Origin of the sequence: Streptomyces sp. NPDC048290 (assembly GCF_040652095.1) — a bacterium.
GTDB lineage: Bacteria > Actinomycetota > Actinomycetes > Streptomycetales > Streptomycetaceae > Streptomyces.
Genome location: NZ_JBEZLM010000013.1, coordinates 123,483 through 134,319 on the forward strand (window position 1 = coordinate 123,483; position 10,837 = coordinate 134,319).

Here is a 10,837-nt window from a genome sequence, read left to right on the forward strand (position 1 = left end):
CACAAGGAGCCGGTCCTGGAGAGGAACGCCGATGCCGAAGCCGCCGTCGCCCGAGCTGACCGGCGCGGTCCGCCGCGCGGTCCGGGTCACGGTCGCGGCGACGATCGGGTTCTATCCGGCTGAGCATCTGCTCGGGCAGCCGGTCGTCGCGGTCTACGCGCTGTTCTCGGCCATCGCCTTCGGCGCGCTGTCGCCGCTGCCGGGCTCCGGCCGTACCCGCGCGGCGACCGTCCTGCGGGCGATGCCCGCCGCCGCCGTCCTGATCGGCCTCGGTACCGCGCTGGCGGTGGCGACCTGGGCCGCCGCCGCGGGGATGCTGGTGGTGGGGTTCGTGCTGACGTTCGGGGCGGCATGCGCGCCCCGGCTCGCGGCCGTCGTGCCCGGCCTCCAGCTCTGCTACATCCTGGCCTGCTTCCCGCCGTACGAGCCCGGCACGCTGCCCCAGCGGCTCATCGGGCTGGCCGTCGGGGCGACCGCGCTGGCGCTCTGTGAGGCGCTGCTGCTGCCCGCGCCGTGGCAGCCGTCGTACGCCGACCGGCTCGCCGAGGCGCTGGATCTCGCGGCGGGCGCCGCGCGGCGGCTGACCGGGCCCGGGGACGCGGACGCCGGGGCAGCGGCCCTGCTGCGGGAGCGGGGCCGCGCGCTGCGGTTCTCACAGCAGCCCGGGGGCAGCCGTCCCACGGGGGCGGGGCGCCGGGACCGGGCGCTGGCGCAGGCCGGTTCGGCGACCCGGCGGCTGCTGGACCAGCTCGCCGCGCTCACCGAGATCCCTCCAGGACCGGTCGACGTCCCGTCGCAGAGCCTGCTCCGGGGCACCGCCGCGACCTGCGCGGACACGGCGGACCTGCTGCGCGGGCGGCGCCCGGCGACCGGTCCCGAGGCGATCGTCGAGATGACCGAGCAGTTCCTGGTCGAACGGGCGCGGCTCCCGGAGCGGCGCCCCGAGGGCACCCTGCACCCGCTGTTGCGGCGCCGTTCGACCGTGCTGTCCGCCGCGGTGGCCGCGGTGACCGTGCGGACCGCCGCCTCGCTCGCGGCCGGGGGCCGCCGCCGCTCCGTACCGGGGCTGCCGCACGAGCAGTTCTGGTACGCCGGGGAGCCCGCCGTCCGGCTGTGGCTGGTCCGCGTCACCGGGAACCTGACCCGGCACTCGGTGGTGTTCCAGAACGCCGTACGGACCATGCTGGGGCTGGCGCTGGCCCGGCTGGTGGCGGGGTCGCTCGATCTCACGCACGGCTTCTGGGTGCTGCTGGCCGTGCTCACCCTGGGCCGCACCACGGCGGGCGCCACCTGGTCCGCCGTCCGCTCGGCGGCCGTCGGCACGCTGCTGGGCGCGGTCGTGGCGGGGGCGCTGGTGATCGGCGCGGGCGACGCGACGACGCTGTACGCGCTGCTGCTCGTGCCGGTGATGCTGGTGGCGTTCTCGGTCGGACCGGTGGGCGGGCCGGTGTGGGCGCAGGGCCTGTTCACGCTGGTGGTGTCGCTGGCGTTCGCGCAGCTCGCGCCGGTGACCTGGCGGCTGGCCGAGGCACGGCTGGTGGATGTGCTGACGGGCAGCGCGATCGGGCTCATGTGCGGGCTGCTGGCCTGGCCGTCCGGGGCGCGGGCGGAGATCCGGCGCGGTGTGGCGGCGCTGCTGCGCACCACCGGGCCGCTGGTACGGGCCACCGCGGACGCCGTGACCGGCACGGGCGGGCACGGCGATGAGGTCGCCAGGGGGATGCTGCCGGTGACCCTGCACCGGCTCCAGATCGCGGAGGCGGCGTACGCCCAGTACCGCGCGGAGCCCGTTCCGCACGCGGGTGAGGACGGTCCGGACTGGCTGGCCGCGCTCAACTACGGCTCCCGGGTGCTGACGGGCGCGTACTGGCTGCCGCGGGAGCGGGGCGCCCGGTCCTTCCCGCCCGGCGCCGAGCGCTGGGTCCGGGAGACCGCCCGGCACATCGCGGCGGCGGGCGAACGCGCCGCGGACCGCCCGGCGGCCGTTCCGCCGCTCCATCCGCCCCCGCTGCCCTGGTCCGAGGCCCGGACGGGACCGCCCGCCGCGCTGTCCCTCCTGGTCGATGTGGAGGTCTGGCTGCACGCGCTGGCCAGGGATCTGGAGACGACGGTGACCGCGCGGCCCGGGGCCCGTGCGGACGGCGGGGGTGCCGAGGGGTGAGGGCGGGAGCGGCGGCCCGGCGGAGCGCACGCGGAACGGCATCCCGGACGCCGCCCACGACCACCGGAACAGGCGACCAGGGCGGGCGACCAGACCGGACCAGACGACCGGACCAGACGACCAGACCGGACCAGGCGACCAGAGCAGGCAACCAGACCGGACCAGGCGACCAGAGCAGGCAACCAGACCGGACCCGACGACCGGAACAGGCGACCGGGAGACGGCACCACGCACCGCCCCTGCGGCGCGCCCCCTGCCTACGCCTCCGGTCTCGGCGCCGGTACCTCCGTGGGTCGCAGCCGCGCCAGCAGCCGGGAGCGTTCCGTGGCGAAGGCCGGGTCCGCCTGGTAGTCGGAGTGGCCGAGGATCGGCGCCGGGAGCGGATGCAGGTCGGTGCGGCCGTAGGCGAGGGGGTCGGCGAGGGCCGGGTGGTCGACCTCGGGACCGCAGTCGCCGGGGAGCCGGATGGGGCCGCCGATCGGGTCGGTGGCCCGGTACAGATTGCGCCAGCAGTCGACGTCCTCGTGCAGCGCGCCCAGCGCGGCGGCACCGAAGTACGCGGGGAACCAGCGCCCGTACAGCCGCTCCAGTGGTGAGCCGTAGGTGAGGAGGGCGACCCGGCCGCGGACCTCCGGGGTGAGCTGCCAGGCCGCCGCCGCGGCGAGGACGCTGCCCTGGGAGTGGCCGGAGATCACCAGCCGTCCGCCGGTGACCTTGGTCCAGGTCGCCATCCGCCAGGTGAGGTCGGGGACGGCCCGCTCGGCGTAGCAGGGCGGCGCGAAGGGGTGCGCGGCGCGCGGCCAGAAGGTGCCGACGTCCCAGAGGATGCCGATGGTGCGCCGCGCGGAGGCGTCCTTGTAGGCGCGGCGGCCGGAGGCGACGAACAGTATGAAGCCGAGGCCGATCAGCCAGGAGCCGAGCGCCTGCGCGGTCTCGGCGGCGCCGTGCACGAACGGATGGACGCCCTCGGCGGCCCGTGCCGGTGTCCGGCCGGTGGCCAGCGCCCCGGCGAGCGCGCCCGCGCCGAGCAGCAGGGTCACCAGCGCGGTGACGGCGACCAGGGTCGGCGTCCGGTCGGTGAGGGTCGCCATCGCGCGGGCGCGGGCGATCCGGCGGGTGCGGCCGTCGTCCGCCGACTCGTCGGGGTAGTCGCGCGCCACGCCGGACTGCTCGGCGCGGGCGAGCCGCACAGTGCCCCGGGCCAGCCAGACGGCGACCAGGAGGAGCACGAGCAGCAGCGGCGGGATGGCGGACGCCTGCCAGGTGAGCAGGACGGGCGGGCCGGGGAGGGGGGCGGTGGTGCCGTCCAGCCAGTCGGCGACACGCTGGGCGACCCCGCCGGAGAAGACCCCGCCGAGGGCGCAGGCCAGCAGGGCGACGGCCGGGCCGCCGAAGCCGCGCATCGCGCAGCGGGGCTCGGGGAGGGCGCGGTGCAGGACGTGGGCGACCGCGCACAGGGCGATCGCCAGCAGGCCCTGGAACAGGGTCAGGGCGCCGAACACGCCGTCGCCGGGCAGGCCCCGGGTGGAGTGCCAGCCGGGGCGGGCCCAGCCCGCGTAGGGCACGGCGAGGAGCAGCAGGACGACGGCGGCGAGCGGCAGGCGCCGCACGAGGTGGGCGTCGAGGCCGCGGTCGAGGCGGCGCTCGCTGCGGCCACGGCGGCAGACCACCCACAGCACGGCCGCGAAGCCCGCCAGGAGGGCGCTGCCGAGGAGCGTGCCGAGCAGGGCGAGGACGGTGGGGCCGCCGGGGGCGCGATCGTGGCGGACTGCGGCCCAGACCAGGGCGGCGGCCACGGTGAGCAGTCCGGCGGCGGTGTGCGCGGCGCGCAGCCGGGCGACGAGCCGCCGGCCGAACCAGAAGCCGGGCCGCCCGAGGGCGGTGGCGGCGCTCTCACCGGGCGCCCGGCGATGGTGCCCGGTCGATGCGGAGGCGCCGGACGCGGAGGCAGTGGGCTCCGGCTCGGTCATGTCGCCCGCGGCGCCCATGGGGCGGGCCGACTCGTAGGCGCTCCAGGTGCGGTGCGAGAGGTACCACAGCAGCACGACCAGGGCCGTGGGGACGAGCGCGGCCAGGGCGAGGCGGCGGCCTGGCAGGCTCCACCAGCCGTCGTGGGACAGGGCCGGGGACAGGAAGCCGAGCCAGGAGTTGCGTTCGGCGCAGGTACGGCTGCCCGCGCACTGCCAGGCGGCGAGGTCGAGGGCGACCTCGCAGGCGGCGGCCACCAGCAGCACGGTCAGGGACAGTCCGGCGAGCCGCACCAGCAGCCCGTAGAGCCGGACCGCGCGGGGGTGGCCCCGGGTGGGCGGGCGCATCCAGTGGGCGAGGTTGGCGACCATGAACGGGAGCAGCAGCAGCCACAGGGCGCGGGCTCCGTTGCCGGAGGTGAGGTTGGACCAGACGTACGCCTCCTGGACCGGTTCCCCGCCGGGGCGTTCCGCGCGGTGCTCGGCGTCGACGTCGGCGGTGCGGCGGAAGATCGCCGCGATGTCGTCGCCGGTGACCCGTTCGGTGCGCGGGTCGTTCAGCATCTTCTCGGGCGTGGCCCCACCCACTCCATGGACCAGGAGTTCCAGCGCGGCGCTCGCCCCGCCGCCCGTCGCCGCGGTCGCCGCGGCCCGTTCCTGCGCGCGTTCCACTGCTGTGCTCTTCCCCCGGGTGTGCCGCGATCGTGCCGTCCGTCCGGCGTGTGCCGGGTGCGCGCCCAGGATCGTCCCGGAGCCGGCCGCGCGCACCTGTCGTCACCGAATCTCCCCGATGATTGTGACGGACCGGCCACGGACCGACCGCCGCCCGGACACGGAGTGGACACCCGGTGTCGGGACCGGTGCGGAGGCGTATGGCGGGCGGTGGCACCGGGCGGGGCGGCCCATGGGAGGATGGGACACCCCGCGCCCGTGCCCGGCGCCCGTGCGTCGCAGCAGGTGCGCAGGGGTGTCCGAGGAGCGGCGGCGAAAGGACCGGAGCGTACGTGAGTGAGAATCAGAACCTCCTCGCGGAGCAGCGGCGTGCCCTGATCCTGGACGAGGTGCGGCGGCGGGGCGGCGTCCGGGTGAACGAGTTGACCCGCAGGCTCGGCGTGTCGGACATGACGGTCCGCCGCGATCTCGACGCGCTGGCCCGGCAGGGCATGTTGGAGAAGGTGCATGGCGGCGCGGTCCCGGTGGTGGAAGCCAGCACACATGAGCCCGGTTTCGAGGCCAAGTCGGGCCTCGAACTGAGCGCGAAGGAAGACATCGCGCGCGCCGCGGCCGACCTGGTGGCCCCCGGCGCGGCGATCGCGCTGTCGGGCGGTACGACGACATACGCGCTGGCGCAGCGGCTGCTGGACGTGGCCGATCTGACCGTGGTGACCAACTCGGTGCGGGTCGCGGACGTGTTCCACGCGGCGCAGCGGTCGTCGGGGCCCCGGCCGGGCGCGGCGACGGTGGTGCTGACGGGCGGGGTGCGTACGCCGTCCGACTCGCTGGTGGGGCCGGTGGCCGACCAGGCGATCGCCTCGCTCCACTTCGATGTGCTGTTCCTCGGGGTGCACGGGATAGCGCCGGAGGCGGGGCTGTCGACCCCGAATCTGGCGGAGGCGGAGACGAACCGGCGGCTGGTGCAGTCCGCGCGGCGGGTCGTGGTGGTCGCCGACCACACCAAGTGGGGCACGGTGGGGCTGAGTTCGTTCGCCTCTCTGGAGCAGGTCGACACGCTGGTCACCGACGCCGGTCTTGGCGCGTCGGCGCGTGTCGAGATCGGGGAGCACATGCGGCTGGTGGTGGCCGGGGAGCCGGTGCCGGACCCCGCGGACGCGTGACGCCCGGTCGGCGCCGCAGACATACCGGTGCCGGACCCCGGGGAGGCGTGACACCCGACCGGCATCGCAGACACACCGATGCCGGACCCCACGGACGCGCGGCGCCCCGACCGGCGTTGCAGACATCCAGGAGACCGGCGGCTAGGGTGAGCGCGCTCCGAGTGACCGATGTCTGACCGCCGTGTGACCGCTGCCCCGGAGGTGCCGTATGGCTCACCGTCTGCGTCCGGTGGACGCCGGGTTCGTCGAGAGCGCCCCGGTACGGCTGGTGTACGCGCGGGAGATGACCGCGGCGCCGGTGACGGTGTTCCAGGCCCTGGCGCACGATGTGCCGGGCTGGCCGCAGTGGTTCTCGGCGGTGACGCTGGCCCGGCCCACGGACGACGGGGCGGGCCGGGAGATCCGGCTGCGGGGCGGTACCCGCTTCGAGGAGACGATCCTGCTCGCCGAGGAGCCCGAGGTGTACGCCTACCGGGTCGACGTCACCAATCTGCCGGGCGTGCGCGCCCTCGCCGAGGAGTGGCGGCTGGCGCCGGTGCCGGGCGGCGGGACCCGGGTGCGGTGGACGTTCGCGGCGGACGGGTCGCCGCTGTTCCGGGCGGTGCTGAAGGGCGCGCGGTCGGGTCTGGGGCGGGCGTTCCGGGACGCGGTACGGACCCTGGACCGGCGGCTCGCGGACTGAACATGACCGTCACGCCCCCACTCACGGCCGCTCACTCCTGCCACTGCCCCGTCCTGAGCAGTGTGTCGATCACCGTCATGTACGGCCCGACGTCCAGGCCCTGTTCGGCGAGCCAGGTGTCCGAGTAGTACTTGTCGAGGTAGCGGTCGCCCGGGTCGCACAGCAGGGTGACGACGCTGCCCCGCCGCCCGTCCGCGACCATCTCGGCGACGATCCGCAGGGCGCTCCACAGCCCGGTGCCGGTGGAGCCGCCCGCCTTGCGGCCGATGGCCCGCTCCAGGGCGCGCACGGCGGCCACGCTCGCCGCGTCCGGCACCTTCATCATCCGGTCGATGGCACCGGGCACGAAGCTCGGTTCCATCCGGGGGCGGCCGATGCCCTCGATACGGGAGCCGGAGTCGCAGGTCGCTTCGGCGGAGCCGGTGGTCCAGCCCTCGAAGAAGCAGGAGTTGTCGGGGTCGGCGACACAGATCCGGGTGTCGTACTGCATGTAGTGCACATAGCGGGCGATGGTCGCCGAGGTGCCGCCCGTACCGGCGGTGGCGATGATCCACGCGGGCTCCGGGTGGCGCTCCAGCTCCAGCTGGCGGAAGACGGACTCGGCGATGTTGTTGTTGCCGCGCCAGTCGGTGGCGCGTTCGGCGTAGGTGAACTGGTCCATGTAGTGGCCGCCGGTCTCCGCCGCGAGCCGGGCGGACTCCTCGTACATGGTGCGCGGGTCGTCGACGAAGTGACAGCGTCCGCCGTGGAACTCGATCAGCCGGCACTTCTCGGCGCTGGTGGTGCGGGGCATCACGGCGATGAAGGGCACGCCGATCAGCTTCGCGAAGTACGCCTCGGAGACGGCGGTGGAGCCGCTGGACGCCTCGATCACCGGGCGGCCCGGCCGGACCCAGCCGTTGCACAGGCCGTACAGGAACAGGGAGCGGGCCAGGCGGTGCTTGAGGCTGCCGGTGGGGTGGGTGGACTCGTCCTTGAGGTACAGGTCGATGCCCCAGGCGTCGGGGAGCGGGAAGCGCAGCAGATGGGTGTCGGCCGAACGGTTGGCGTCCGCCTGGACCTTGCGGACGGCCTCTTTGAGCCAGTCGCGGTAGGCGGGGTCGGTGCGGTCGACATCGTGGGTCACTGCGGGCCGGATCTGCTGAGGGGTGCTCACGGCGGGCTCCTTACACTGCGGGCCGACGCTCTCGCCGCGCGGACGGCACCTCGATCATAGGCACGCCCACGGGCGCTTCTCACCTGCATAAACACATCTTTGGGCGGCTCAAAGCGGGGCTGGTGGGAGCGGGGGCGGGGGCCGGGCGTCCCGGCGGGGCGGGCGCCCGGGTCGGGCGCGGGGCGGGTGCGCGCGGACGGCGGGCGCGTGCGGTGTGCGTGCGGTGGTGATGCGCCGGGGGCGCATTCACCCGAGTGCTCCGGACGCCCGGCGTGAAGCCACCGCACGCACTGGTGCGCGAGCGCGGTGCGGGGCAGACTGCACCGCGCGGGGTCGGCTCGTACAGCCGTACGGGTCGGGCGTCGTACCGTGGAAGCGGAAGCGGCGGGGCCGCCGCAGGGCCCGGGGCGAGTACCGGACCGGACTGGACAGGACCGGTTCGGTTCGCGGGCAGGACGGGACTTCCCGTGACACCCGCCGGGCGAGGGCGTGGTGAGCAAGGGGGCGAGAGGCATGGCGGAGCCGGAGTTCTCGGCGAGCGGGGTGCGCATAGGCAGAGGGCTGCGCTCGCTCACCCGGGCCGGACAGGTCCGGATCAGCGACGGCAGGCTGGAGTTGCTGACCAGCTACGGCAGCGAGATCGACAGCGCGCCGGTGCAGACGGTACGGGCGTCCCGGCCGTGGTTCGCGTCCGAGGACCGGGCGCTCGCGGACCTCAACGGCACGCGCTATCTGCTGACCCTCGGCGACCACGATCCAGCCCCGGGACAGCCGGGCCCCCCGGCGGCGGAACGGTTCATCGAGGCCGTACGACACGCAGCGGGGCGTGACCACTGAGTCACCATGAGTTGCGGTACCGCATCCGCTGGGTCACGCTTGACTCACTTCTCTCAAGGGTTTACCGGCGACAACGCTGCGAGCCAGCCCGCCGGGCACCACAGCAGGCGGGCCGCCGCGCGACGGCGCTCCGTCGGCTCCGAACTCCGTGTTCTTCCGGGCCTCAACGTCGGGGAGTCGCAGCCGTGATAAGTCACCCGAGCAGACACTGCGCAGTGGAGCTCCAAGCCCTGCCGGCGCGGATCGGCCAGGTCCGCAGAATCGTTTCGGCGCAATTGCGCTACTGGCATCTCGACCCGCTGATCGACCGTGCCTCGCTCGGTGTCACCGAGCTGCTGAGCAATGTCCACCGGCATGCCCAGCCCGACAAGACCTGCACCGTGGAGATCGAGCTGCTGCTCGACCGGCTGACGGTCTCGGTGCACGACCACGACCCCCGGCTGCCGGAACTCGCCGAGGCCGATCCGCTGGCCACCTGCGGGCGCGGACTCGCCATGGTGGCCGCGGTCAGTGAGACCTGGGGGGCGACTCCGGACGGCGACCGCGGCAAGGTCGTGTGGTTCACCCTTCCCACCCCCGCCCGCGCGGTCGCCAAGCCCGCGCGCCCCGCGCGCCGTACGGTCGCCGAACCAGCGACCGTCTTCGCCGAGGTGTTCGCGGAGGTCGAACACGCCGGTCTCGCCGCCGACGCCCGCAGGCCCGGACACGCTCCCGCCCGCTCGGCCGTTCCCGGCTGAACCGGCGGTGACCGGGCCCCGGGGTCCGTGCCGCGCACATCGACCACGAGCTGTCGTGTGCGGCGGCATGGGCCCCTTGGGTGTTCCCGGGTTCCTTGAGACGGGCCCAGGGGCGGGGTCCAGGAGACCGCCCCGGGATCGGCGCTCAGGGGCAGGGTCCGGGAGGCCGCTTCAGATCGGCGCCCAGGATCAGGGCCCGGGAGACCGCCTCAGGATCGGCGCCCAGGACCGGGGTCCAGGACACGGCTACAGGAGCGCGACTCAGGAGCAGGGGCCGGGAGACCGCCCCAGGATCGGCGCCCAGGACCAGGGCCCAGGACACAGCTACAGGAGCGGGACTCAGGAGCGCACCCCAAGGGGCCTGCCCCACCGCACCCCACCGCACCCCACCGCACCGCACCGCACCGCACCGCACCGCACCGCACCGCACCGCACCGATCAAGTCCAGCCACTCCCCCACCCCGCCCCCGTGAGGACACCGCACCCGCCGATCGGGGCCTTAACGCCGGTTCCCTCATGGGTCGTTTCTTCCGGCTGGGGCTTCACCTATGGGCAGACCTGCGGTGCGTCCGCTTTCGGGGGCGTTCCGGTCCCGTGTGCGCGGGGCCGCGCGCCCCCGTCGTATGCCCGGGGGTTTTCCTGATGGTGGGGGTGGGTTCGGGAGTGATTCGCGCTTTGTTCACCTGATGGATACCGGCCAACTGCCGTACGAGGCTGGCCACTTGTGGGCCGGGGTTCTGACCGAGGGCTTACCTGGTCCCTACTATCGGTGGCCCCCCACAAACTCCCGCACCTCACTCACGACCCCACAGGAGACACCCATGCTCGAAACGCAGTCCCGTGCTGCCCCACCGACCTTGGTGGCCGTCCGGGACCCCGCCCCGAAGGCGGGCAGGAAGGCCCAGGAGCGGGAGCGCGCCCGGCTGACGGCGGCGTACGCGGAACTGCTCCAGGAGATCCGGGTGGCCCAGACCGGCGTCCAGGTACTGCTGGCCTTTCTGCTCACCCTGGCCTTCACCCCCCGCTTCGGCACCATCACGCCCCTGCAACGCGGTCTGTACGTGGCCGACCTGCTGCTGACGTCCGTCGCCGCCTCCCTGCTCATCGCGCCCGCGCCCTTCCACCGGCTGGTGCACGGACGTGAGTTGCGGCGGCAGTTGCTGGACACCTCGGCCCGGCTGGCGTTCTGGGGACTCATCGCGCTGATGCTGGCCATGGTCAGCTCCCTGCTGCTGATCCTCGATGTGGTGCTGGGCCTGCATCTGGCGACCTGTCTGGCCGGGCTGACCCTCACCTGGTTCGCCGCGTTCTGGTGCGGACTGCCGTACTGGAGCCGCCGCCGTGCCCGGCTGCGCCGGACCTCGCCGGTGGCCTGACCGTACATACCTCCGGCCGAGCCGGACCGTGCCGCTCGACGGGATCGGTGCGGCGCGCTCCGCAGGCGCACCCCTCCGCTTGGGGG

8 protein-coding genes are annotated in these 10,837 nt (G+C 74.6%); 6 read left to right on the forward strand and 2 right to left on the reverse strand.

Annotation, left to right across the window (positions count from 1 at the left end; translation table 11 throughout):
* Positions 1–31 precede the first annotated feature (31 nt).
* The gene (locus AB0D49_RS23275) at positions 32–2,161 is read left to right on the forward strand and encodes an FUSC family protein (RefSeq protein WP_362760481.1); all 2,130 of its coding nucleotides are present in this window, start codon (positions 32–34) and stop codon (positions 2,159–2,161) included.
* A gap of 257 nt (positions 2,162–2,418) precedes the next feature.
* Here the strand turns inward: AB0D49_RS23275 and AB0D49_RS23280 are convergent, their stop codons facing one another.
* Positions 2,419–4,800 carry a hypothetical protein gene (locus tag AB0D49_RS23280; RefSeq protein ID WP_362760484.1) on the reverse strand — a complete coding sequence of 794 codons (2,382 nt, stop codon included), beginning with the start codon at positions 4,798–4,800 and terminating at the stop codon, positions 2,419–2,421.
* 332 nt (positions 4,801–5,132) lie between these two features.
* Between AB0D49_RS23280 and AB0D49_RS23285 the strand changes: the two genes are divergently transcribed.
* Together AB0D49_RS23285 and AB0D49_RS23290 are read left to right on the forward strand one after the other, a co-directional pair.
* Entirely contained in the window at positions 5,133–5,963 is an 831-nt protein-coding gene (locus tag AB0D49_RS23285; protein ID WP_362760486.1) for a DeoR/GlpR family DNA-binding transcription regulator, read from the forward strand.
* A gap of 208 nt (positions 5,964–6,171) precedes the next feature.
* On the forward strand, positions 6,172–6,645 hold the full coding sequence (locus AB0D49_RS23290) for an SRPBCC family protein (RefSeq protein ID WP_362760489.1): 474 nt from the start codon (positions 6,172–6,174) through the stop codon (positions 6,643–6,645).
* Between the two features lie 31 nt (positions 6,646–6,676).
* Here AB0D49_RS23290 and AB0D49_RS23295 read toward each other — a convergent pair whose 3' ends face one another.
* The gene (locus AB0D49_RS23295) at positions 6,677–7,801 is read right to left on the reverse strand and encodes a PLP-dependent cysteine synthase family protein (RefSeq protein WP_362760492.1); all 1,125 of its coding nucleotides are present in this window, start codon (positions 7,799–7,801) and stop codon (positions 6,677–6,679) included.
* A 513-nt stretch (positions 7,802–8,314) separates the two neighbouring features.
* On the opposite strand from AB0D49_RS23295, the gene AB0D49_RS23300 reads away from it, so the two are divergent.
* From AB0D49_RS23300 to AB0D49_RS23310, 3 genes are all read left to right on the forward strand, one after another.
* The gene (locus AB0D49_RS23300; RefSeq protein ID WP_362760494.1) at positions 8,315–8,638 is read left to right on the forward strand and encodes a hypothetical protein; all 324 of its coding nucleotides are present in this window, start codon (positions 8,315–8,317) and stop codon (positions 8,636–8,638) included.
* Between the two features lie 185 nt (positions 8,639–8,823).
* Positions 8,824–9,375, forward strand: coding sequence for an ATP-binding protein (locus AB0D49_RS23305; RefSeq protein WP_362760497.1), 552 nt, complete (start codon positions 8,824–8,826; stop codon positions 9,373–9,375).
* Positions 9,376–10,196: 821 nt separating this feature from the next.
* A complete protein-coding gene (locus AB0D49_RS23310; RefSeq protein ID WP_362760500.1) occupies positions 10,197–10,751 on the forward strand; it encodes a DUF6328 family protein in 555 nt (184 codons plus the stop codon).
* Positions 10,752–10,837 lie beyond the last annotated feature (86 nt).

Excerpts from the sequence above, each read along its gene's own strand:
- AB0D49_RS23300 (WP_362760494.1), top strand. The coding sequence starts at position 8,315 with ATGGCGGAGCCGGAGTTCTCGGCGAGCGGGGTGCGCATAGGCAGAGGG.
- AB0D49_RS23290 (WP_362760489.1), top strand. The coding sequence starts at position 6,172 with ATGGCTCACCGTCTGCGTCCGGTGGACGCCGGGTTCGTCGAGAGCGCC.
- AB0D49_RS23310 (WP_362760500.1), top strand. The coding sequence starts at position 10,197 with ATGCTCGAAACGCAGTCCCGTGCTGCCCCACCGACCTTGGTGGCCGTC.
- AB0D49_RS23275 (WP_362760481.1), top strand. The coding sequence starts at position 32 with ATGCCGAAGCCGCCGTCGCCCGAGCTGACCGGCGCGGTCCGCCGCGCG.